This window comes from Acinetobacter ursingii DSM 16037 = CIP 107286, from assembly GCF_000368825.1.
GTDB classification, from domain to species: Bacteria; Pseudomonadota; Gammaproteobacteria; order Pseudomonadales; family Moraxellaceae; genus Acinetobacter; species Acinetobacter ursingii.
Genome location: NZ_KB849717.1, coordinates 918,729 through 944,044, shown reverse-complemented (window position 1 = coordinate 944,044; position 25,316 = coordinate 918,729). Strand labels below are relative to the sequence as shown.

The window sequence follows — 25,316 nt, the reverse complement described above, 5'->3', positions numbered from 1 at the left end:
AGAGTAAAAATAAAGTCTTTGTGGTAATAACCAAAGACTTTATTATTGATACAAACTATTTTTGAGCCTTGATTTGACTAAAGTGATTCAGTGCCAAAATTGAAAGAATTAAACCAGCCAGACATGCAAAGACTAATTGAAGACCTATATATTCTCCAATAATGCCAATCAGGGCAGGTCCAGTTAATGATCCTGTATAGGCAATGGTCGATACACATGATAAAGCAGCCGCTTTTTGCATGCTATTTTGTCGTCCAACGCGTGAAAACATCACAGGTACAATATTGGCCGAACCTAAGCCGAGTAAAGCATAGCCGATCAGAACAAATAGCCATTGCGGTGCCAGTATGATACTCATCAATCCAACAAATGCGCAAATCACACTATACTGAATCAGCTTGGATTCACCCAATAACTGAAGTGCTTGTTGACCCATTAAACGACCCGCAGTCATGGCGATAGCAAAACAGGTATAACCCAGTCCTGCATAAGCAGCATTCAGACCAAAATTATGCGTCAGATAAATGCCACTCCAGTCCATTGCTGAACCTTCAGATAAAAAGCTAATAAAGCAAATCACCCCGATAATCAGGATTAAAAGGCTCGGGCGCTTTTTTGTGTTGCTGACTGATAAATCTTCGTTAGACTTTTCATTTAGTGGAGCCTCTTTGGGCATAACTGCTAATGCATAAGGAACACTTACGAAGCTCATTGCGACCAGAACCAGACCAATCATAAAAACACTGATCACAGGTGAAACGCCGATTGCCAATAAAACTGCCATGCTCATGACGCCAAGCAAGCCGCCTAAACTGCACATGCCATGAAAACCTGACATCATGGGTTTATCCGAATTCTTTTCTACAAAAACCGCTTGGAAATTGACCGTCACACCCAAGCTACCTGCCGCAGTTCCGAAAAAGAATAAAATTACCGCCATACTCAGCGCGGTACTACCCAGTGCTAAAGCAGGTAATGATAGTAAGAGCATCAGCAGGGCAGCACTGATCAGCACTTTACAGCCTATACGATAAATTAATAGGCCAGTGATGGGCATGGCCAAAATCGCGCCTAAACCACTACATAGCAGTAATAGACCAAAGTCTGCGTGATTTAAATGCAAACGCTGTTGTGCAAATGGAATCAAAGGAGCCCAAGCTGCTGTTGCAAAACCGAGTGAAAAGAAAGCAAGACGTGTTGAAAGACGTTGAGCTACAAGTTGAGTTTGAGCATCAGCGCGCGCTGCTCTGGAAAAAAAGATCATGCTAAAGCCGCCAATCTAAGACCCGATATTATCCCTTCCAGATAAGCCATCCATGTAAAAACCCTCACTTAAGTCATAGAAAATTTCTACAACCAAGCGAGGGTTTATTTGGCGAAATTATACACAATTTTATATAAATAGCATTAGTTTTTTAAAAATTAATATTTATAAAAATCAGTAATTTAAATTTTATTTTGTTAAGTTTTTGAAAATATTTAAGAAACTTTTTTGAGTCATCCTGAAATCAACAAAATGATCTTAAAATCCTTTTGGTTGCTTATGTGAAAAGTGACTTTAAATCAAATAGATAAAAAATTAAACAGCTTGTGTATAGACTTGAGCAGAGCATTGCATAATACAGTATCGAGAGCGGACTCAAAGCTGGGGAGTTAGATTCGTGCTAAAACCCAGTCAATGAAACGCTGCTTATCATTATAATCGGGTGCATCGTGAATCGAGACGATCAGAGGAAAACCAAAGTTTCCAATAATTCGATGTGGTTTTTCATATTCAAACGCAACATCATTTTCTTCATGTATTTCTCTAAAAAAATCGATAATTTTTTCACATTGGGCTTTTTTAGAAAAATTTGGTCGTTCTTTTATAAAATCATAAATTTGATTTAGAACCTCATCTGTATTTCTATTGCGAAACATAGTCTATCTCCCAGCATGATATTTTCTCATGTTTATGTGTGATAAAACATTGAGATGAACAACGATAACAAGAAGTTTAAAATGAATAAGCTGACAAAAAAATAAGATATTTCTTACAGCAAATGTAGGAAAACTCTTACATTTGATTAAAAAATAGTCACATCCAATGATGCTTAAAATTTTTAGAAATAGTTTAATTTAGCGCTAGATGCTTAAGCCTCTTTTAGACCACTTAAATAAGTAGCCACTATCATCTAGGTCATGCTGCCAAAGGATAAGATGGCATTGACCGTTTTATTTCATAATTTTATCTAGCCGTTATTTAGATCAGTGCAGATAGGGAGATGAGTTGAGTCCTAATCTTTGCGCAATCAAAATAATCAAAGAAAGCCGAATAGACTTTAGCTATAACTCGGACTTTATTTTTATTTAAATGTTATTGTATTTATTAGATATTTCATTAAAAGATCAGTTCTTAGATCATCTCGATAAGATTGAAGGAAGCATCTTTAATATCTATAGAGATGCTTCCAAGCTTTAAAATGGTCTACAAATTGCCTAGATAATTAAACCCCGATCACGACGCGCCAGTAAAATTCGTTCACAGGCAACGATATACGCGGCTGTTCGAAGTGAACAATTGGCATGTTGTGCACGATCCCAGACATCATGAATGGCTTTACGCATAATTACGTCCATACGATGATTAATTTCATCTTCCGTCCAGAAGTAACTGGCTAAATCCTGAACCCATTCAAAATAACTGACGGTCACACCACCCGCATTACAAATGACATCTGGAACAATCACAATGCCACGTTCATTTAATACATCATCTGCGGCTGGATCGGTGGGGCCATTGGCGCCTTCCAGAATCAGCTTGGTTTGAAGTTTCTGTGCGATTTCTTTGCTAATGACACCTTCGAGTGCAGCAGGAATAAAGATATCGGCTTCAATATTCCAGAGTTCATTTTTGTCGATATCATGAACCATATCAAAGCCTTTAATGGCACCTTGTTGTCTCTGATAAGCCAATAAGTCTGGAATGTTAATGCCTTCAGGATGATATAGTGTTGCGGTGTGATCTTGTACCGCAATCACTTTGGCACCAGACTCATGGAACAGTAAGGCTGCTTCAGCGCCAACATTACCAAAGCCTTGTACGCAGACCGTTGCATGCGCAATGTCTAAACCAATTTTTTGTGCGGCTTCCAGTCCTGTGACAAATACACCACGCCCAGTGGCTTTGGAACGACCAAGTGAACCACCCAAATGTACTGGTTTACCTGTCACCACCCCAGTCACAGTAGAACCTGCATTCATGGAATAAGTATCCATCATCCATGCCATCACTTGGGGTGTCGTACTCACATCTGGTGCAGGAATATCTTTTTGCGGTCCAATAATCAAATTGATTTCCGTAGTATAGCGACGGGTTAAACGCTCCAGCTCGTTTTTAGACAACGTCGTCGGATCAACCCGAACGCCACCTTTAGCACCGCCAAAGGGTAAATTTAACGCTGCACATTTAATAGTCATCCAGCCTGCCAGTGCCATCACTTCGTTCAGATTCACATCAGGATGAAAACGGACCCCGCCTTTACCCGGACCACGAGTAATACTGTGTTGAACACGGAAACCTTCAAAATGACGAACCGTGCCATCATCCATTTTGACTGGAATATTCACGATCAATGAACGCTTTGGACGACGTAAATGATCCAGATTTTCTTTGAGATCGCCCAGATATGGCTCTACACGATCCAGTTGTTCCAGAAAGTTGAGCCAAGCTTGACCTTCGTTTTCATCGACATAAGATAAATTTTGCATGGGGATTACCTCAAGATTCCGAAGAAGGCTGAGCAACAGAAGGATTTGAATGTTTCATGCTGAGTAACGCTTGCTGATGACGCTCTTCGCTGAATTTACCTTCCCATTTAGAAATTACTAACGGTGCGAGCGTATTACCTAAAACATTCAATGCTGTATTAGGCATATCCATCAGACGATAAATCCCTGCGATAAAGGCAATACCTTCGAGTGGAATTCCTGCACTGGATAACGTTGCCGATAAAATCACAAACATAAAACCCGGTACGCCTGCTGCACCTTTAGAGGTAATGACCATCGTCACCACCAGCATGATCTGATCTGCAAGCGACAAATGGATGCCATAAATCTGGGCAATAAACAGCGTTCCCAAACCAAGGAAGAGTGATGCACCGTCGAGATTAAATGAATAACCCGTTGGAACCACAAAGCTTGAAATACCGCGGTCAGAACCAAAACGTTCAGTCTTTTGGATCACTTGCGGCAATACCGTGGTCGAACTTGCACTTGAAAAGGCCAGCACCAGTTCCGCTTTCATAAAGCGAATCAGCTGGAAAATATTGATTCCGATGAATCGAGCAATCAGACCAAAGACAATGACAACAAATAAAATTGCAGTGACATAAGTTGTGCCAATCAATTTAAGCAGAGGCAACATGGATTCCATGCCGAAATTGGTCACGGTGACTGCGATCATCCCAAAAATACCAATTGGAGAATACGCCATAATCATATGTGTAACTTTGAACATGGCTTCTGATACAGACGAGAAGAAAGAAACCACAATGTCTTTTTTCTCGTGGGGTAAAGACGCGACGCCTAAACCAAACATCACAGCAAAGAAAATTACAGGAAGCAAGCTACCTTTTGCCATGGCATCGACAATATTGTCTGGAATGATATTTAAAATAACATGACCTAGACCATGATTGGTTTCGGTGGTCGGTAAGGTATTCACATGCGCTGCAACCATCGATGAAAGGTCAGCCCCTGCACCAGGTTTCACGACATTTCCAACCACTAGACCAATGATAATGGCTGTCGTGGTCACACACAGGAAATAAAAAATGGTTTTAGCTCCCATGCGTCCCATGGATTTGCCATCGGAATGCCCAGCAATACCCACGACCAGACATGAAAAGACAATCGGGATCACGATCATTTTCATTAGTTTAATGAAAATGTCACCCATCGGTTGGAAGACTTGTTCGATTAACCATTTATTATCGGAAGGATGAGTATTGAGGTAAAAACCCACTAAAATACCCAAGACCAAACCGATCATGATTTGCCAGACTAATGAAATTTTTGGTTTCTTGTTCATCATTCACCCCAAAAGGAGTAGGGGTGAGAGCATAAAGTGTTGCGCTGTCATCCGTGACGGCCTCTCCATACCTGCATCGGCTCGATTAGTTTGACATCGTGGTTATGCTCTCAACATCGTTAATAATAAAGAATACGATTAAGCGAGTTTTGCAACCGCATTCTTGATCCGTTGACATCCTTCTTCAATCACTTCGATTGAGCTTGCAAAAGAAAGACGAATAAATGGGGACATGCCATAAGCCTGACCACTGACCGTTGCGACACCGCCTTCGCGCAGTAAATATTCAACGACATCGGCATCAGACTGGATCACTTGCCCTTGAGGTGTGGCTTTACCAATCAGACCTGCAACATGGGCAAAGACATAAAAAGCGCCTTGTGGTGGTTCAAAATCAAAACCAGAAATTTGTTGAAGCAACTCGACCACACGCTGACGACGTGTTTTATAGATTTCCAACATGTCATAAATGGGCTGTTGATCACCTGCAAATGCAGCCACCGCAGCCGCTTGGCTGACCGAGCTTGGGCAAGTCGTAGTTTGTGAGATCAGTTTGGTCATGGCTTTGATTAACCATTCTGGCCCAGCGGCGTAACCTATACGCCAGCCTGTCATGGCATAACCTTTTGAAGCGCCATTAATAATTAAAATACGATCTTTTAAATCAGGTGCAATTTGAGCAAGCGAAATATGCTGATGGTCGTCATAAACAAAAAATTCATAAATTTCATCTAGCATAATCAGGACATGAGGATGCTGTCTCAGCAGTTCTGCTAAAGCCTCAAGTTCCTGTTTTGAATAAACAGCACCTGTTGGGTTGTTTGGATAATTCAACACCACCCAACGGGTTTTTTCGGTAATGGCTGGTGCAAGATCTTCGGCTGTAAGCTTAAAACCATTGTCCTGACGTCCTTCAATCACCACGGGCGTCGCATCATTCAAGGTAGCCAAATCAGGATAAGATACCCAGTAAGGTGCATGAATAATCACTTCATCCTGTACATCTAGGGTTGCTGCAAAAGCATGAAAAATAAGCGGCTTACCACCACTGCCACATACGATCTCATTTATGCTGTAATCAAGCTGGTTATCGCGTTTCAGTTTTTCACTAATTGCCTGACGTACTGCGACTGTACCTGCTGCATTGGTATAATGAGTATCGCCTTTGTGCATCGCTTCAATCGCTGCTTGCATAATATGTTCAGGCGTATCGAAATCAGGCTCACCAATGGTGAAGTTAATAATATCTTTACCTTCAGCACGTAATTTATTGACCAGATCATTGGCAGCAATACTTGGTGATGGCTTGATCATCTGTAAGCGCTGGGAGATAAAATTCATGGCATTCATTAGAGATATCCCTTTTCACGAAGCAGATCCATGTACCACGACTGATTCTCAACGCCCGATGCGATCATTTCTTTGACTTTATTTTCCTTGTCTGCATGTTTGGCGGCTAAGGCAAGTAATTCATCTTTGTGTGCATAAGGGAAAGACACCACACCATCTTCATCACCGACGATGATGTCACCGGGATTAACAATTTGACCACCGACAATAACAGGTACATTAATTTCGCCCGGACCGGTTTTAAAAGGGCCGCGATGAGTAATTGAACGGGCATAACATGGTGTATTTTCAAAACTGGCAACATCACGAATTGCGCCGTCAATCACAAAACCAACACAGCCGCGACGGATGCAGTCTAATTTGATCAGCTCGCCAATAATCGCGTTATTTTCATCGCCTTGAGCGTCAATCACCAGAACATGACCGTCTTGCAACATGGTCATGGCTTTATATACCAATAGGTTATCTCCGCCACGGACTTTTACGGTGAGCGCAGTTCCGATCAGTTTTCCTGTTTTATTAAAGCGTTGTAGACCATGAATACCGACATTTCGGTTCATGTTGTCGCTGAGATGAGGCGTCACGACATCAACAAATTGTTGACGTTCTTGCTGAGTCAGTGGCGTTGCTGCGGGGTGAATCATACTGCCGGGTAATGACATGGTGGTATCCTCTAATTCTCAAAATCCATTGAAGATGATTTTTCCTCTTGAGCTGATACTAGCAATGCTTAAACAATATTTTTAGCGATATTTATCTATATTTTTAAAACACTTTTTTTCATGTTTAATTTTTTTAAATATTTTTTTATAAATAAAAACAGTACGTTATGAATATTAAAACTTGTTCATTAAGTTCTGGCTATTTGCTATCCGTGATTAAAGGATTTATGTTGATCTCATCCAGAAGGAAATCAATATGATCACGTTTAAACAAATGGAAGCACTGACTTGGATTTGTAAGTTAGGTGGTTTTGAAGCGGCAGCAGATAAATTGCACATGTCACAGTCGGCGATTTCAAAACGTATCCATGAGCTTGAAAGCTCATTTGATATCGAAATTTTTGACCGAAGTAATCGTAATGCCAAACTCACTGAACAGGGCAGGGAGCTTCTGATTTATTGTCAGGAAATTTTGGAACGCCGCGATGTCATGCTCGAAAAAGTCAGCGATAAAAAAGTGTTGATCAGTCGTTTGCGTTTAGGGGTGACTGAATTAACCGCCATGACATGGCTCCCAGATTTTATTGAAAAGATCCGACAAATTTATCCGCGAGTACATATTGAGCCGACCGTTGAAGTCAGTCGGGTCTTATTTGAAAATATTATTAATGACCAGCTCGATATTATTATTGCGCCTGATATGTATGATGATGTTCGATTAAAATCACTTCCTCTCAAAAGTGTGGAAAATGTCTGGATGTGTTCACCAAAACTCATTCCAAAAAATAAGAATATTGATTTTGAACAAGCCAGCCGTGAGAAATTTTCATTTTTTGTTCAAGGCGCAACTTCAGGTACAGGCTTGATTTATGAGCGTTATTTTTTATCGCAAAAAATTACTTTAAATAAAAATATTATTTGTAATAGTTTAATGGCGCAATTAGGTCTGACCATTTCAGGAATGGGCATTACTTATTTGCCATTAAAGCCGTTAGAACATTTAATTAATAGCGACAAATTAAGAATCTTAAATTTCACGCCAAGATTACCCCTCATTAAATACAGTGCAATTTATCGTTCTGACCGTGATTCAGGAATTGTTCCAGAGATTGCAGAAATTGCGGTAAAGACCTGTCATTTTGACAAGTTTTTAATTGGATAGTTTTCATGATTCATTATGAATGTTCTAAAACTTGACTAACCCATAGGCTTAAATTGAATGATCGGATGAGCAATTGGTGCAGAAAAACTGTAATTCTTTGCCGTGATCGATCGGTGTATGCTGAATATGTCTAGCCAAGAGTAGAACTGATTATGGTTTTTATATTTTTATAGGTTTTTATAGGCTTCGAATCTAAGCTATCAATAAATACCAACCACTCATATTCACTCATAACCCGTACATGTAATGAATTTTATGGAAATATATGAAGAACTTAATCATGCTTCTAATTTTTTCAAAAAATTTAATCCCTTGTTTTTGTATGGAATTTTAATCAAGAATCCCAATCCCGAGTCAAAATTTAATAGTTTTATATCATGAGAAATGTCAAATAATTGGTTACTCATAAAATTCATAATAGATAAAAATATCAAATGCTTATGTGAAATTTACCAAATTATAATAAAAATTCAATAAATTGCAAATGTAAATGTTAATTATTATCATTATTTTGTTTTTACTGCCTTTAAGCAGTGTGTTGTTTAAGAAAAATCAAAAGCTATTGTAAGTGATTCGTCAAAAATCACTTACTTTACTCTATCTTAGAGGATCTTCCGATGAAAGAGCTTGCCAATCGTTTGGCGATGCAACATCTCGTCAATGCTTATACGCAGGAAACTGGTAAAGGGCATTTACTCGAAAACTTTCAACAAAACTCTCCCCAACAAGCGTTTAGCCAAGGCTTGACCTTACTTGTTATTCCAGTTGAAAGCTTAAATGCTCAAATACTGGTCGCTTTATCTTATGTTAGTCGAGTGGGTCGACATCGTCTGGCCGCACTGCCAAAGTTATGGATCAATCATCAATTTCGTGATTTAAGTATGGTGGCGATTGCCACCATTTTATTGGAAGAATTAATTTGCAATGAAACCAATAAATTAGATGCGGCATCACTCATTGAGCGATGGATACAAAGTCGTGATGCCTTGCAGCAGTTTTTAAACCATCGATCACAGAACTTAGATGCTTTAATTGATGCAGAACAAAACTTTATTGAATCTGAACAAGCTTTGTTGTTGGGACACAATATGCATCCAGCACCGAAAAGCCGTACAGGTTTTATTCATGAAGATTGGCATAAATTTTCGCCTGAATATCAAGGGAAAACGCCACTTCATTTCTGGTTGGTTCATCCAGATTCGATTGCCGAAGGGAGTGCTGAAGGGCAACTCATTTCTAATCAGCTTAAAGATTATTTGAAATGGCACATGTCTGAAGCGGATGGACGTCTTTTAGAAAACTACCCGCATTATAAATTATTGCCTTTACATCCATGGCAAGCCCGTTATTTGCAAAGTAAGAAATGGTATGGTCAGCTGAAGCAAAAAACGAGATTGATTGATCTTGGCTTACAAGGGGTCGATTTTTATCCAACCACTTCTGTGCGAACACTGGCCAGTTTTTCATCGCCGTGGATGCTTAAACCCTCATTGTCAGTGATGATTACCAATTCAATTCGGGTCAATCTGGCTAAAGAATGTCATCGGGGGGAATTGACACATCGTTTATGGCATAGCGTTTTAGGCAAACAAATACTGAAACATTGTCCCACCCTTAAAGCGGTCAATGATCCTGCATGGATTGCGCTACGACTGGATGATGAAATCATTAATGAAAGTATTTGTATTTTTAGAGAGCAGCCTTTTAACCGCAATGATCAGATTACCTGTATCGCGTCGTTGTGTCAGGATCATCCCACTAAACCGCTGAATCGTTTTAATGCTTTATTTGACAAAATTAGTCAGCAGCATCCGTCATTTACCCATCAACAAATTGCAATGAACTGGTTTCATGACTTTCTAGAAATTAGCCTAAAACCATTAATGTATCTCTACCATGAATATGGCATGGCCTTTGAGTCACATCAGCAAAATGTTTTGGTGGAACTTGAAAACTTTAAGCCCAAAAATATCTGGTTACGTGATAATCAGGGTTTTTATTATATCGAGGAATTGGCCGAGAAAGTACTTCACCAGTTTCCCGAACTCAATGAAAAAGCGCATGCAGTTGGACCACAAAGCTTTGTGGATGAGCGTTTCAGTTATTATTTCTTTGGCAATACCTTGTTTGGGTTGATGAATGCGATTGCTGCGACGGGCTATGTGTCTGAAGATGATTTACTCGAATATCTGCAAAAAACCTTAATCGCATTATTAGCGCAATATCCACAAAGTTCACTGTTAAAAGGTTTGTTGTACAAAGACAGTCTGCCTTATAAGGGCAATTTGCTGACTCGGTTGCATGAATTGGATGAGTTGATTGCACCTGTTGAGCATCAATCTGTGTATGTTGAACTACCGAATCCACTGATGATCAAACAAGAGGATTTACTCTATGCTTGATTTTATTGGTATTGGTTTAGGCCCTTTTAATTTAAGTTTAGCCAGTTTGCTGCAAGACAAAACCAAACTGAACTATTTATTTTTTGAGCAAAAAGATCGTTTTGACTGGCATGCAGGTATGCAACTACCCAACACCATGTTGCAAGTGCCTTTCATGGCAGATTTGGTGTCGATGGTTGATCCTACCAGTCCTTATAGCTTTTTAAATTATTTAAAACATCAGCAACGGCTATATAAATTTTATTTTCTTGAACAGTCGCATATTCCAAGACGAGAATATAATCAGTATTGTCAGTGGGTTGCGGCGCAACTCGATCACATTCAATATCAGTCTAAAGTCGTGGGCATTGAAGCCTTAGCTTCTGGTTTTCAGGTCACTGTTGAGCAACATAGTGTTAAGCAGCATTATCGCTGTAAACAACTGGTGATTGGCACGGGTCATGTTCCTCATTTACCGGCTTGCTTATCAGCTATTGCAGAAATTCGTCCTGAACAATGCTTACACTCGGCGCATTATCTATTTAAAAACAAAGCTGATTTAAATGGAAATGTCGTCGTTTTAGGATCTGGACAGTCTGCGGCTGAAGTATTTCTGGATTTATTTGAGCTGCAAAATAATCGGCCAGATCAAAATATTGAATTGCATTGGTTTACCCGTTCCAGTGGTTTTTTCCCGATGGAATATGCACCGCTCGGTCTGGAGCATTTTAGTCCAGATTATCTGCAACATTTTTATCAACTTGATGAAAAAGTGAAGAGCAGTCAATTGGCTCAACAAGCTCTGCTTTATAAAGGCATTAGTGCCAAAACCATTCGTGAGATTTATCACAAACTCTATCAGCGCAGCATTTCTGCACAGCCTTTTGCGACTCATTTGCATAATAGTTGCGAGTTAATCGATGCGACATCTTTAACAAATGGACAAATCCGTTTGCATTTTGTGCATAAGACCACGCAACAGGCGTTTTATTTAGATGCTGATCATGTGATTGCAGCTACAGGTTATCGCACACCCCAGTTAAGTTTTATGGAAAAAATCTCGCCGCTGATTGAACGAGATTCGAAACATCGCTGGAAGATTACTCAGGATTATCAGCTTGTACATTCAGCCTGCGGAAATATTTTTGTGCAAAATCAGGAAATGCATAGTCATGGTGTGGGTACGCCAGACTTGGGCTTGGGCGCTTATCGTTCGGCAGTGATTGCCAATCAACTGGTTCAGCAGACTCTGTATGAGTTAGGTGATCAGCCGCAAACGTTCCAACATTTCGATTTGAGTCAAAATCCAAATATTCAATTTACCCATTCTGTCACAAACATGGTTGAGACTTGTCAGGACAAATCAGATCACAGAGGAGTGGAGGTGAGTCAATATCGTCGTCCCACAAACCATCTGCTGCATCTTCAAAGAAATAAATCCAAGCTGAAACAAGTCTTGTCCCATGTTTTTCAGTACGAGAAATCCCTATGAGTTTTGCACAGTTACAAATTAACCAGCAGCAATGGAGAGCGGCTGGACAGCGTTTAATTGAAATGGCGATTGCTGAATTTTTATATGAAGAAATTATCGACGTTGAATCATTAGGCAATGGATTGTATCAATTACAGTTGGCAGACCGAACTTATCAATTTAATGGTTATCGCTATTTATTAGGTCACTGGAATATTCAGTCAGGATCTGTTCGTGATTTAACTCAGCTCAATCATCAAGCAGCATGGAATTTACATGAGTTTATCGTTGCAGCAGCGCAAGCGACTCAGGTTAAACCATTTACCCAAGCTTATCTGATCAAGGAAATGAATAATACTTGGTTGGCAGAAGCACATCTTTTCGATGAAAAACGCTTAAATAGCGAAGCTATTTTAACGGAATCGCATCATCGAATTGAAGGAATGTTACGTGGACATCCGTGGCTCATCATGAGTAAAGGCCGTATGGGCTTTGGCTATGATGACTATCTCAATGCTGCACCTGAATTGTCGCCTGAAGTGAAAGTGTTGTGGCTGGCAGTGCATCGTGATCTGGCCAATTATCGTTTTAGCTCAAACTGGAGTGCAGCAGAACTCTATCAGCATGAATTTGATGCCAAAGAGCTACAACACTTCGCGCAAAAACTATCTGAAAAGGGTTTGAGTGTCGAAGATTATTACCTCATTCCTGTACATGCATGGCAATGGCATCAATGGTTAGTGGCAACTTATGCCAATGAAATTGTCGATCAAAAAATCGTTGAACTGGATATCAGCTCAGACAGTTTTGTACCGATGCAATCGATTAGAACTCTATGTAATATTTCTAACCCGAAACGGCATTATATTAAGCTTCCCGTCAGTATTTTTAATACGGCAGTTTATCGAGGCTTACCTTCAAAACGAAATTTGGCTGCACCTGCTGTGACAGGTTGGCTTAAAAGTATTTTAGCGAATGATTCAGACTTGCAAGCAAGTGGAGTGGTGTTTTTGGGAGAAGTTGCGACTTTAACCATTCATCAGCCATGTTTCGATCGTATAGATGGCGTGCCATATCAGTTTAAAGAATTGTTTGGCTGTTTATGGCGAGAAAGTATTGATCCGTATATTTCTTCCGATCAGCAAGTATTGTCACAAGCCGCATTATTGCACCGCGATTTATCTGGCCGTTCCGTCCTTCAGACTTTAATCGAAGCATCTCAGTTAAAGCCGCTAGACTGGTTGGCGCAGTTCGCAAAGGTGTGTTTGACGCCGCTTCTGATCTGTCTTTATCGTTATGGATTGGCATTTTCACCACATGGCGAAAATACCATGTTGGTACATGAAAATGGTGTGCCCAAAGCTTTAGTTCTTAAAGATTTTATTGATGATGTGAATTTGGTTGATGAAGATTTCCCTGAGCTTAATGCTTTACCTGAAGAAGGGAATATTTTATTACGTCACAGTGCATTAGAGCTGAGCCATTTTATCTTTACTGGCTTATTCATGGTGCATTACCGCTATATCTGTAATGTGTTTTTAGAGGATTTTTCAGAATATAGCGAGCTGGATTTCTGGCAAACCATCCAAAACAGTATTCTGGATTTGCATCAATCACATCCAGAATTATCAGAAAGAATTGAAAAGTTCGCCATGCTGCGTCCTGAGTTCGAAAAAATTTGTCTTAATCGGGTGCGCTTATTTACCACAAGTTATAACGATGAAGCAGAACGTCCTGTTCCTGTTTTTCTTGATCCTATTCCAAATCCTGTCAGTGAAAAAACATTAGCAGACTGGAAGCGTCAGCTCCAAACCGAATCTAAAGACATTCAAATTGCCTAGTGATGAGATAAAAATGAATACGATTTCAAGTCAGCTTCCTGATTATTATGAATATTTTGAAGAAGGCACTCAATATTATTTGCGTCAGGTGCAATATCCACAGGATATAGCCCTACTACATAAATGGATGCATGAACCGCATGTGATTCCACAATGGCAACTCAACAAAACTGAATTAGAGCTACAGGTTTATTTTGACAAAATGCTGGCTGATGATCATCAACGCTTATTAATTGTTGGCATTGATGGGCAAGATGTCGGTTATACCGAAATTTATGAAGGCAAGCGTGATCGTTTGGGGCGCTATTATGATGGTCACGAGCATGATTTGGGTTGGCATTTGCTGTTTGGTGAAAAATCAGCTTTTGGTAAAGGATATTTACGTCCGACCATTCGATTATTAAGTTTTTATATTTTTGAACATGCTCAATCGATCAAGATCGTGGGTGAACCTGATCATACCGTTAAACCCTATGCGGCGGTTGTAGAAGAACTATGCTATGAAGCGCAGCGCTTGATTCCAATGGCTGAAAAAACAGCAATGCTGTATTACTGCTATCGCGATAAATTTTATAACAAATTTGAAGATGATCTGATTCGCTCGCAATCAGTTAAGAAACAAAATCTAGCGGCAGAATATAGCTCATGAGCTTAAGTAGTCATTATATCCAGATTCTTGATATGCAGTTTTCAGGTCAGGTGTCGAGTCAGGAATTTGAAGATTGGCTGTCGCAGATACAGGTTTTTCTGGATCAGGGACGTGCTTTTGTCCTCATTATGCAAACCTTACCACAGACTGAATTTCCCGAGGATTATCGGGAAATTCAGTCACGTTGGTACAAAAGCTATAAGTCACTTTTTTTCCAATATTGTTTGGGATTGGCTCGTATTGCACAGGATGAAGATGATCGTATTCGTCTGGATACACCAGCTTTACAGCAGGCTTGGCAAGTGCCTTATTTTGTAAGTTTATCTAAAACAGATGCACTGGATTGGGCCGTGCAGAGGTCATTATGCAAGACGCAAATCACATAACAAACCAAAAACAAATCACAGCAGTCTCGGCATTGGGACTGGGCGTAATTGTCATTTTATATCTAGCGCATGCTTTACCATTGTATTTTTACAATGTGGCATTGCCTGCCATTTTGCGACATCAAGGGGTTGATCTACGTTGGATTGGCATGTTGTCACTGCTCTATATTCCGTGGGCTTTTAAATTTTTCTGGGCACCCGTACTGGATCGTTTTTATCTGAAAAAACTGGGCAAACGTAAAACATGGCTGTTGTTTACGCAACTGGCATTAGTTGCAGGAGTGATCATGCTCGCGATGACTCAGTTTAATTATGGGATCTGGATCTTTGTAATTATAGGTTTGTGGATTTCTACTTTTGCTGCCACTCAGGACATTGCGATTGATGGTTATACCGTCGAGACATTAGCTGAGTCTGAATATCGTTTGGGCAGTATGGCACAAAGTATCGGCGTGGCTTTAGGCAGTATGATTGGTGGTGCTGCAACCTTATGGCTCTATCAACATTATGGCTGGCAAGCTGCCTTGCTGACTTTGGCGGTATTAACCGCGCTCACGATGTTGGCCATATCGCAAATTAAAGAACGTCCACAGCAGACGACATTCAAACAACCGCCAAGTTTAAAAAATGCCTTTAAACGCCCAGAAATTCGTTGGGCCTTGCTACTAATCCTATGTTATCGCTTTGTTGAAGCACCTGCCATGGCCATGCTCAATCCTATGCTGATAGATCAGCAATGGTCTTTGACTGAAATCGGGGTGTTGATGTCGGTATTTGGCGCATTAGTCGGATTATTGGCTGCGGTAACGGCGGCATTTTTACTCAAAAAATTGGCAGCAACCCAACTTTTGATCTGGGCGGGTTGGTTAAGAACTTTTGTCTATGCCGTCATTGGCATCGCTATTTTACTCAGTTGGTTTGACGTCTGGCACGGCTTATTGGGTTTATTTGTGATTGTCATTTTGGCGATTCGTTATATCGCCATGACGGCTCTCTATGCGTATTTCATGCAGAACAGTTCAAAACAACAGGCGGGTACTGACTTTACTATTCTGGTGTGTTTTGAGTTGTTGGTTTATTTCTTAGGAGGTGCTTTTTCTGGCTTTTTAGCCAAAGGATTGGGGTATGGCAATTTTTATATCGTGCTTGCCATTGCTTCAGTTTTAAGTGTCATTTTGTCTCAGATGATTGTTAGAAAATCAAAAACGAACCCCACTCTTATTTAGGGATTATCATGAAACATCGTTCATTTGCTACATCTATTACTGTATTAAGTCTTGCTGTAAGCGGTCAGCTTTATGCTGATACACAAGTATCGGGGGATACACAGCAGTCTGTACAGACCACCAAACAGTTAGCACCAATCGTCACCACTGCGACACGTTCAGCACAAAGTATTGCTGAAATCGCGGGGACAGTGCAATCGATTGATCAGGCTCAAATTCAGCAACAAGCCGCCGCGGGTCGGAAAATTGCCGATATTTTGGCTCAATTGATTCCTTCACTTAGCCCAAGTAGTGGCACGACCAGTAACTATGGTCAAACCATGCGTGGACGCCAAGTATTAGTCATGGTAGATGGCGTAGCTTTAACCGGCTCAAGAGATGTATCGCGTCAGCTAAATAGCATTAGCCCAAGTTCCATCGAAAAGATTGAGGTTGTTTCTGGAGCTTCGAGTATTTATGGTTCTGGAGCGACAGGCGGTATTATTAATATTATTACTAAACAGGCTGCAAAAGATGGGCTAAATTTTGAAACAAAGCTGGGTGTGACTTCAGGCAATAATTTTAATCACGATGCATTGGCATATGAAGCATACCAATCTGTCGCTTTTAAACAGGATGATCTGAGTGGATTTTTAGGTGCTGGCTATACGCAACGCGGTGAGATTCAGGACAGTCATGGTGACAGAATTGGGCCTGAAATTGCACAGACTGATCGACAAGATACCAAAACTGTTGATGTAAATGGACGATTAAGTTGGCAAATGACCAATAATCAGAAGTTAAGTTTTGGTACACAGTATTATGAAGATAAGCAAGACTCTGATTATGGTCCAGATTATGGTCCAAATTATGCTGTATTGAGAGGGGCGCAACCGAGCTTAAAAGCAATCAAAGGTCTTGAATTAGATGATCAACCATTCACAAAGCGTTATTCGGTCAATGCGCAATATCAAAATACAGACTTTCTAGGTCAAGAACTGAATATTGAAACGTACTATCGTAATGAAAAAGCACGATTTTTCCCTGCATTATTAACTAACTTTATTCCGTATAACTATTATTTGGCATATCAGTCTGAATCAGATATTGATGTTGCAGGTATTCGAGTGGCAGTAACCTCAAAGTTCAATGTTGCGAATCGTAATCTAGGTTTAACTTATGGTATAGATTATGACCATGAAAAGGATAAGCAAACTGCTGATCTTTATAGTTTTAGTAATAACGGTTTAAAATATACTAGTACTGGGCGCAGTTATGATTTTGGTCCAGAGGCTACTATTAAAAATCTTGGTGCATTTATTCAAAGTAATTATGAAGTAAGCAATGCTTTGAATCTTCAAGCAGGGATTCGTTATCAACGTATTGATAGTGATACTGAATCATTTAAACCTACAGTTGTTGCGATTCAAGGTGATTTACTTGGTCAACCAGTTGCTTCTGTAGCAGCGGGTTCTGTTGATCATGATAAGACCCTGTTTAATTTGGGAGCAGTATATAAATTCAATGATCAACAACAAGTTTTTGCTAACTTCTCACAAGGTTTTAGTTTGCCAGATATTCAACGTGTTTTACGTGATGTCTCAGCAAGTTATGTTGTTCGTTCAGGGAATGTTGATCCAATTACCGTTAATAGCTATGAGTTAGGTTGGCGTTTACAAGGAGAGGATGGCCTAAATCTGGGTCTAACTGGTTTTTATAATACTTCAGATAAAGTTGTTCAATTTAATACTGATCGTACTGTAACGGTTGCAGACACTGACCAACGCATTTATGGTGCTGAAGCAAATATTACTGTTCCAGTGGTTGAACAATTTACTGTAGGTGGAACATTGAGCTATACCCGTGGTCAATATAAAGACTCAAGTAATGAATGGCGTGAGTTAAATGCATTACAGATTTCACCAGTTAAGGGAACAGTCTTTGGTGAATGGAATGATGGTAATGGTAATAGTCTTCGCGTACAGACTCTCGCAATCAAGGGATCTAATAAAGCCTATAACGATTCACTAGAAGCAACTTATAATGCAAATGTTCGCCCAAATACAGCAACTAAAATTAAAGGTTATGCTGTTATGGATGTGATCGCAAATGCTAAAGTTGGACCTAGTACTTTGGGCTTTGGTGTCTATAATGTCTGGAATACAGATTACAAAACGGTGTATAGCCAAGCCGTTGTACCTGTTTATGGGGCGATTTCAAGTCTACCTGCTCAAGGTCGTACTTACGGTCTGAGTTATAGCGTTAAATATTAAAAGATTTTAAGACATTAAAATTTAATGTCTAAAGTTTTAATGAAAAATCGAGTTGAGTCATTCACTCGATTTTTTGTATGTATAAGGTGCTGATCATAACAAGGATCGCAAATTGATTGAGGTGATCTATTTTAATTTCCAAAAATCTGATGATATTTTTGGTGAATTATCTGAGTAAATATTTGAAAAATGAGGTTTTGAATATTCAAAAGAACAGGATTTTTTATAATGAATTTTTAACGGATGAAGCTGTTTAGATGAGTGCAATGAAATATCCTAATAAGCTAAAAGATCAAGATTCCTATCCAGAAGATTAATTGATCAGAAAAAACAAGCCACCGAAGTGGCTTTTTACTTCAAGGTAATTGTGATATCGGCGAACCACCCAATGCTTGCATCAAAGTGACATAAGCATTGTATTGATTCTGTTTGGTATTGACTAAACTTAATCTTGCTGCACGTGTCGTTTCTTGTTGATCCAGTAAGTTTTTCAACGCTACAGCACCATTGCGATAACGGACGTCAGTTAAACGCTCGGCTTTTTCAGCCAGTTCCAGATTACGTTGTTGTAATTGGACTTGTTGATTTAACTCAGTACGTGCCGAAAGAGAATTTTCAACATCGGCAAATGCCTGATACAAAGTCTGACGATATTGAATAATGGCTTTTTCATAATCCAACTGACTAATTGCAATATTCTTTTTCATATCATTATATTGCAAAAAAGGTAAGCTCAAACTAGCACCTAAAGTCAGGGCAGGGTTTTTGATTAACTCAGTCAAAGAGGTGCTACTCGAACCCAGATTTCCAGTTAAATTGATAGAGGGATAATAACTCGCAGTGGTGGCATCTTTGTTTGCTAAACTTTCGCGTAGGCGTAGTTCTGATGCTCTTAAATCAGGACGGCGCGATAATATATCCGCGGGTAATCCTGCTGCAATCTGCGGTAAGCTGACTTGAGGCAGACGTTGTGGTTCTTGTAAATTTAACTGTTGTACAGGAATATGAAGTAACACGGCGATGGCAGTACGGGTTTCGACCAGACTTTGCTGGATTTGACTTAAATTGGCTTTTTGACTTTGTACCGATTGCTCGGCTTGAGTCAGATCTAAACCTGAAACAGCGCCAGCTTTATATTGGCTATTCACTAAACTATACAGTTTCTCAGAAGTTGCCAGACTTTGTTTCGCCGTTGCTAGGCTTTCATTCAGATAAGCCAGTTGCCAGTAGAGTTTTGCAGTTGTTCCAATCAAAGTTTGCGCGGTCGCCTGTAAATCTTGTTCAGTGGCTAAAGCTTCCCATTTTGAGGCTTCCGTCTGACGTGCCAATTTACCAAATAGATCTAGTTCATAGCTGACACCTGCACTTAAAGATAAACCTTGTGAGCTGTCATCACCTGAGTTGAGATCAATTCGATGTCCGGCAGAAACCCCTGAACTGACGCGTGGGCCTTGTTGATCGGCTGCTAAACCGGCTTTTAAACGGGCCTGTTGGATTGCAATTCCAGCAACAGCCAAGTCCGTGTTTTTGGCAATGACTTGATCGATCAGTTGATTCAATTGTGGATCACCAAACAACGTCCACCAATGATCTGCATAACGGTCAAAAGTTGTATTTTTAGCAGTTTGATCATATTGAAACTGTTGTGGCGTTTGCACGGTCGGTGTCTGATAGGGCGTTTTAACAACAGCAGCACAACCAACGAGGGTAGATGAAGCAATGATGAGAGCACATAACGGGGTTAATTTAGATAATGACATAATGCTTCCTATTATTCTCGTGCCAACGCTGCAACAGGGTCGAGTTTTGCGGCATTCTTTGCCGGTAAAAATCCAAAAACCACACCAATGAGGGTAGAACATACAAATGCTGCAATAATCGAGGTGGTCGAATAGGCAACAGCAAAGTTTCCTGCGGCGACTTTATTAATCAGTTGTCCTAAACCCAGTGACAACAGCACACCGAGTACACCGCCAATTAAACACACCAAAATTGCTTCAATTAAAAACTGTTGCAAAATATCACTTTGTCGCGCACCAACTGCCATACGAACCCCGATTTCCTGAGTACGCTCTGTCACGGATACCAGCATAATATTCATCACGCCGATTCCTCCGACCACCAGTGAAATCACGGCAATCGCAGACACAAGCAAGGTCATGGTGCTGGTAGTTTTTTCAATGGTTTGGCGGATACTGTCACTGTTCATGGTGAAAATATCTTGTTGACCATGTCTTAAGGTCAATAAGTTCACAATGGCATTTTCCGCTGCATTGGTGGAATACTGATCATTAATCCGCACAATGATATTACGCACATTGGCTTGACCTAACATACGACTCATGACTGTGGTGTAGGGCATATACACGTTTAGCGTATCATCTGAGCCCATTGCACTGGTTTGCGGTTCTACAATTCCAATAATACGTGCAGGTACACTTCCAAGTAACACCACTTGCCCAATCGGATTGCTGCCATCGGCAAAAAATTGTTTTTGGGTATTGGTATCAATCACGACATCTTGCGTACGATCACGCACACTACGCCCATCAAAGCTTTGCCCATCTTTAAAAGTTAAGCCTTTTACATCAAAATAGTCATTGCCCACACCATTAATGGTCGCATTGGCTTCATTTTCCTGATAACGAATGGTCTTTGAGGTGCTGACCATCGGCGTGACCGCACTCACATAAGGCTGTGTCGCCAAGGCCTCTGCATCGGCGGGAACCAGTGTTTTAAAATTAGCTGTTTTAGAGTTATCACCAAAACCGCGCCCCTGAAACACAGTAATGGTATTGGTGCCCAAACTACTAATATTTTCCAGAATTTGCTTTTGCGAACCGTTGCCCAGAGCAACCACTGTGACCACGGATGCGATCCCGATGATAATGCCGAGCATGGTCAAAAAAGTACGCATACGATGTGCATTCATGGACAATAATGCCATTTGGAATGCTTCTGAAAGTCGATCCAGTGCAGAACGTAAGGCTGAAACACTTTTGCCTTTAGCTTGTTTATTGGCAAGCGCAGGTGCTGCATCTGGATCAGAATTTAATTCAGTTTCATACTCCGGTACGTTGGCTCGATCCGTAACAATTTCACCATCACTGATTTCAATAATTCGTGTGGCATTTTTGGCGATTTGCATGTCATGGGTGACAATAATGACAGTATGACCCGCCGCATTGAGTTCGCGTAAAATCCGCATCACTTCAACACCGCTATGTGAATCAAGCGCACCAGTGGGTTCATCGGCAAGGATGACATCACCACCATTCATCAAGGCGCGAGCAATAGAAACCCGTTGCTGTTGACCACCAGATAATTGACTTGGACGATTTTGGGTTTTACTGCCTAAGCCCAGTTCTGTGAGTAAAGCGGTGGCACGTTGTTTTCGTTCTGTAGGATTGACACCTGCGTACACGGCAGGCACTTCGACATTATCCTCAGCCGTTAAATCGCCCAGTAGATGGTAACGCTGGAAAATAAAACCAAAATATTCACGGCGTAACTTTGCCAGATCATCAGGTTCGAGTTTCCCTGTTTCCTGTCCACTGACTTTATAGCTACCACTGGTTGGTCGATCCAGACAACCTAAAATATTCATTAAGGTTGATTTGCCAGAGCCTGATTGACCGACAATGGCAACTAATTCACCTTCATAAATCGTAAGGTTGATGTCTTTTAAAATTTGAACGGTGCTATCGCCAGCAGGGAACTCTCGTACCAGATTGCTGACTTCAAGCAAAGCTTGTTGAGTCATGCTTACATTCCCATAGGTCCACGACGACGATTACCACTATTGGCTGAAGCGGCTGAAGTATCAGCGCTATCGGCAATAATGACCTGATCACCTTGTTTTAAGCCTGCAAGGACTTGAGCATTGACACGGTTATTAATACCAATCAGCACTTGTTTCGGTTGAGCAGAGCCATCTGCTTGTAAAATACGAACCACACTTAAGCTGGCTTTACCCTCTGTAACTGCCTGTTTCTGTTCAGCGTTTAAATTCAAGCGTTCAAAACTTGGAGTGTTTTTGTCTTTATCACGTTGTTTATGTTCTGCATTTGGTGTTGAAGCTCCCGCAGTTTGAGTGCGGGCTGTACGATTCTGTGCGCCTGTTGGTCGACTGGATAGTGCAGAAGAAGGCACCAATAAAGCATTTTTCACCGAATCCAGTACGATATAAACCTGAGCCGTCATATCAATACGCAATTTACCATCTTCATTGGGTACATCAAATAAAGCATTATAGTAAATGGCACTGCTACTGGTTGAGCTTGAGGAACTCGATGAATTGCTCGATTCACTCGAAATAGAGTCTGGCGCGGGTTCAATCTGACGTAAGGTTGCATAACGTTTTTTATCATCACCCAATGTCGTGAAATAAACCTGCTGACCTTTTTCCACTTTCATAATGTCTGCTTCACTGACTTGTGCCTTGATGGTCATATTTTGCAGTTTGGCAATTTTAACAATGGTTGGTGCAGACTGATTGGCGTTTACGGTTTGACCTTCTTCGGTCACGATCGCAACCACTGTACCATCTGTTGGCGCAACAATTCGGGTATAACCAATATTGGTCTGAGCTGTGGAACGAGTTACTTTAGCCGATTCAATCTGGGCATCGAATGCTTTAATTTGTGCCTGTGCTGTTTTATAAGCAGCTTCTGCTGACTCTAACTCGGCTTTCGAGGTGGCATCCTGTGCATACATTTGTTGTTGTCGACGATATTCCAGTTGCTTTTCATTCAGGTTCGCTTGTTGTTGTAAGCGCTGCGCTTCTAAATTTTTGATATTGGCATCGGCGGTTTTTAAACTATTTTCCTGAGTAGTCGAGTCAATTTGTGCAATAAGTTGCCCTTGTTTGACTTCATCTCCCAATTGCACATACATTTTTTTGACCTGACCAGACACCTGCGCACCGACACTAATCAGGCGCGTGGCATCCAGTGTACCTGTCGCCAGTACAGTATTTTCCAGATCACCGCGTGAAACCGTTTCAGTAATATACTGCGGCTGTTGTTGTTTGGGTTTGAGAAAAGTCCATGCGAGTGCAGCAATAATCGCGACACACACCACCGCAATGATCATTTTAGAGGCTTTTATTTTTGGCATAGCAATATCTGGAGTTCGACGTAATTTGGCACTAGTATAAAAGTGAATTAAGGATAAAACGTGAATATTTTTATTGATTTAATGCAATAGTACGGAATAGTCTTAAACGAGAAACAAGGTTTTTCCACAGAGCTCCGCAATCCCTTGCTGAATCAAATGTTCGGGATTTTCTTTAGACATGCCTTTGATAGACGCATCGACTTTTAATAACAAGCTAGGCCAGTTTAAAAACTGTTGTGGATGTAAACGGGGTAGTGCTTGTTGATAGAGAGAAACTTTGGTTTTCCAAATTCCCAATTGTAAGGCATTTTGCGGCTGTTCAAATAACTGCATTAAGAGCCGCATTTCTTTACTGAGTGTCCACAAGATCAAACTATGTGGTTCGCCAGAAGCAACTAGATATTGAAAAATTTTAATGGATTGTGGCAGATTGCCTTCAAGTAAAGCATCACTTAAATCATAAGTAGTATAGCGAGATTGATCTTGTAAACAGGCATAAAGCTGTTCAATTTGAATCAGAGAATGCTCAGGAAATGTATCATTTACCCGCATCAAACTATTTTTTGCAGCTAATAAATTATGCTCATGATGCTGCATGAGCCATGCCCATGCATCTGAATCCAGTTGAATTCCCAATTTCTCAGCTTCAATTGTTAAAATACGCTGACGATCTTGAGGGTAGGAGGCTGTTAAAGCAACCACCACACCATTGGCTTCAACCGTTTGAAAAAATGCCGACTTTAAGCTTGAACTATCTTGTTTCGGTAAAACAATCAGTAAGAGATTGGACTCATTATGTTGTAAATAACTTTTGAGCTGTTTGAGTCCATTGGCATCAGGTTTGATGTTGCCATGTACTTCAATGGCAAGTTGCTGTGAAAATAAAGAAAGACTATTTAATGCATTAAAAACGTTTTTCCAGTCATTGACACTGCTGATGTCATAACGCTGGCGTTCAATGTTTTGTTGCTGCCAGCTTTTACGAAAATGATCCAGTAAATTTTGCTCAAGCAAAGGTTCTTGGCCGTGCAAAATCCATGCGCCACGCGCTTCTGGGGCACGTTTTAACGCTTGTAAATAGTCCAGTTTCATAATCGATCAACACAAAAATACATTTAGTTAGATGTACTTTGTGGCGTAACTTTCGGTAAACGGTTGGCAGAAATCTGACGCGCAATCTGCTGAGCAATATCATCAATCACAATACGATCCAGATAAGTCTCTTCCTGATTTTCGGTGTTAACCGTCGCTAAATCATATTGATAACTACGCGCTGCGGTTAAAGTGCGTGGCGCAGTAATCGGATTGCCTTGATGATCTTCGATCTGAAAAGTGACAGTTAAGCGTAATAAAACTTCGGTGAGTTTTCCATTAAGGAGTTGACGACGCGGTGTATAATCAAGCACACGCAGCGTATAGGCATCGTTGGCATTACTCAGTTGAACACCACTGGCAGCCAAATAAACACTCAGCTGTTTTTCCAATTCGTCGGTATTTTTAGGCAAAGCAAGATTGAGCCTTTGATAAGCCAATGGTGCGGCAGTTGGATTAGTTCCTTTTAAATGAAAACCACCACAGCCCGCCAAGCCTGCACTTAGACCTAAAGTTAATACAACTGCTGCAACACGTTGAACTAAATGCATGCTTTGTCCTCATGGGATTCCAAAATACTTGGAATCATTAATTTTTTAAAATTCACAACATTTTAGATTCAAAGCCCATTGAATGACAACGGGCTTTGTTT

The 25,316-nt window shown here is 40.5% G+C and carries 19 protein-coding genes; 8 read left to right on the top strand and 11 right to left on the bottom strand.

Going from position 1 to position 25,316, the window contains the following annotated elements; all coding sequences use genetic code 11:
* Positions 1-55: 55 nt before the first annotated feature.
* The 6 genes from F944_RS11920 to F944_RS11895 form a co-directional block, all read right to left on the bottom strand.
* Complete coding sequence (locus F944_RS11920) at positions 56-1,264, bottom strand: MFS transporter (protein WP_004990923.1); 1,209 nt, start codon at positions 1,262-1,264, stop codon at positions 56-58.
* Positions 1,265-1,653: 389 nt separating this feature from the next.
* The gene (locus tag F944_RS11915) at positions 1,654-1,920 is read right to left on the bottom strand and encodes a hypothetical protein (RefSeq protein WP_004990919.1); all 267 of its coding nucleotides are present in this window, start codon (positions 1,918-1,920) and stop codon (positions 1,654-1,656) included.
* A 558-nt stretch (positions 1,921-2,478) separates the two neighbouring features.
* Positions 2,479-3,750 carry a Glu/Leu/Phe/Val family dehydrogenase gene (locus tag F944_RS11910; RefSeq protein WP_004990916.1) on the bottom strand — a complete coding sequence of 424 codons (1,272 nt, stop codon included), beginning with the start codon at positions 3,748-3,750 and terminating at the stop codon, positions 2,479-2,481.
* A gap of 10 nt (positions 3,751-3,760) precedes the next feature.
* The gene (locus tag F944_RS11905) at positions 3,761-5,074 is read right to left on the bottom strand and encodes a cation:dicarboxylate symporter family transporter (protein WP_010588787.1); all 1,314 of its coding nucleotides are present in this window, start codon (positions 5,072-5,074) and stop codon (positions 3,761-3,763) included.
* 138 nt (positions 5,075-5,212) lie between these two features.
* Entirely contained in the window at positions 5,213-6,424 is a 1,212-nt protein-coding gene (locus F944_RS11900) for a pyridoxal phosphate-dependent aminotransferase (RefSeq protein ID WP_004990912.1), read from the bottom strand.
* Positions 6,424-7,086, bottom strand: coding sequence for an RraA family protein (locus F944_RS11895; RefSeq protein ID WP_004990910.1), 663 nt, complete (start codon positions 7,084-7,086; stop codon positions 6,424-6,426). The genes F944_RS11900 and F944_RS11895 overlap by 1 nt, the downstream gene beginning before the upstream one ends.
* Positions 7,087-7,342: 256 nt before the next feature.
* Here F944_RS11895 and F944_RS11890 point away from each other — a divergent pair, with 256 nt between their 5' ends.
* The 8 genes from F944_RS11890 (at position 7,343) to F944_RS11855 (ending at position 18,454) form a co-directional block, all read left to right on the top strand.
* On the top strand, positions 7,343-8,248 hold the full coding sequence (locus F944_RS11890; RefSeq protein WP_004990907.1) for a LysR family transcriptional regulator: 906 nt from the start codon (positions 7,343-7,345) through the stop codon (positions 8,246-8,248).
* A gap of 617 nt (positions 8,249-8,865) precedes the next feature.
* The gene (locus F944_RS11885; protein WP_004990905.1) at positions 8,866-10,650 is read left to right on the top strand and encodes an IucA/IucC family protein; all 1,785 of its coding nucleotides are present in this window, start codon (positions 8,866-8,868) and stop codon (positions 10,648-10,650) included.
* Positions 10,643-12,121 (top strand): lysine N(6)-hydroxylase/L-ornithine N(5)-oxygenase family protein, encoded by a 1,479-nt coding sequence (locus F944_RS11880; protein ID WP_004990902.1) that lies wholly within the window; start codon positions 10,643-10,645, stop codon positions 12,119-12,121. The genes F944_RS11885 and F944_RS11880 overlap by 8 nt, the downstream gene beginning before the upstream one ends.
* Positions 12,118-13,941 (top strand): IucA/IucC family protein, encoded by a 1,824-nt coding sequence (locus F944_RS11875; protein ID WP_004990900.1) that lies wholly within the window; start codon positions 12,118-12,120, stop codon positions 13,939-13,941. The genes F944_RS11880 and F944_RS11875 overlap by 4 nt, the downstream gene beginning before the upstream one ends.
* Before the next feature lie 13 nt (positions 13,942-13,954).
* Positions 13,955-14,590 carry a GNAT family N-acetyltransferase gene (locus F944_RS11870; RefSeq protein ID WP_004990898.1) on the top strand — a complete coding sequence of 212 codons (636 nt, stop codon included), beginning with the start codon at positions 13,955-13,957 and terminating at the stop codon, positions 14,588-14,590.
* Positions 14,587-14,976, top strand: a complete 390-nt coding sequence (locus F944_RS11865) for a hypothetical protein (protein ID WP_004990895.1) — start codon at positions 14,587-14,589, stop codon at positions 14,974-14,976. Before F944_RS11870 ends, F944_RS11865 begins: the two co-directional genes overlap by 4 nt.
* Positions 14,955-16,202, top strand: coding sequence for an MFS transporter (locus tag F944_RS11860; protein WP_004990894.1), 1,248 nt, complete (start codon positions 14,955-14,957; stop codon positions 16,200-16,202). The genes F944_RS11865 and F944_RS11860 overlap by 22 nt, the downstream gene beginning before the upstream one ends.
* Positions 16,203-16,210: 8 nt before the next feature.
* The gene (locus F944_RS11855; RefSeq protein ID WP_004990892.1) at positions 16,211-18,454 is read left to right on the top strand and encodes a TonB-dependent receptor; all 2,244 of its coding nucleotides are present in this window, start codon (positions 16,211-16,213) and stop codon (positions 18,452-18,454) included.
* Between the two features lie 356 nt (positions 18,455-18,810).
* Here the strand turns inward: F944_RS11855 and F944_RS11850 are convergent, their stop codons facing one another.
* From F944_RS11850 to F944_RS11830, 5 genes are all read right to left on the bottom strand, one after another.
* Complete coding sequence (locus tag F944_RS11850) at positions 18,811-20,214, bottom strand: efflux transporter outer membrane subunit (protein WP_004990891.1); 1,404 nt, start codon at positions 20,212-20,214, stop codon at positions 18,811-18,813.
* Positions 20,215-20,225: 11 nt separating this feature from the next.
* The gene (locus F944_RS11845; RefSeq protein WP_004990889.1) at positions 20,226-22,217 is read right to left on the bottom strand and encodes a MacB family efflux pump subunit; all 1,992 of its coding nucleotides are present in this window, start codon (positions 22,215-22,217) and stop codon (positions 20,226-20,228) included.
* A gap of 2 nt (positions 22,218-22,219) precedes the next feature.
* Positions 22,220-23,572 carry a MacA family efflux pump subunit gene (locus tag F944_RS11840; protein WP_004990888.1) on the bottom strand — a complete coding sequence of 451 codons (1,353 nt, stop codon included), beginning with the start codon at positions 23,570-23,572 and terminating at the stop codon, positions 22,220-22,222.
* A gap of 102 nt (positions 23,573-23,674) precedes the next feature.
* Positions 23,675-24,664, bottom strand: a complete 990-nt coding sequence (gene holA / locus F944_RS11835; RefSeq protein WP_004990885.1) for a DNA polymerase III subunit delta — start codon at positions 24,662-24,664, stop codon at positions 23,675-23,677.
* 23 nt (positions 24,665-24,687) lie between these two features.
* The gene (locus F944_RS11830) at positions 24,688-25,215 is read right to left on the bottom strand and encodes an LPS-assembly lipoprotein LptE (RefSeq protein WP_004990882.1); all 528 of its coding nucleotides are present in this window, start codon (positions 25,213-25,215) and stop codon (positions 24,688-24,690) included.
* Between the last annotated feature and the right edge of the window lie 101 nt (positions 25,216-25,316).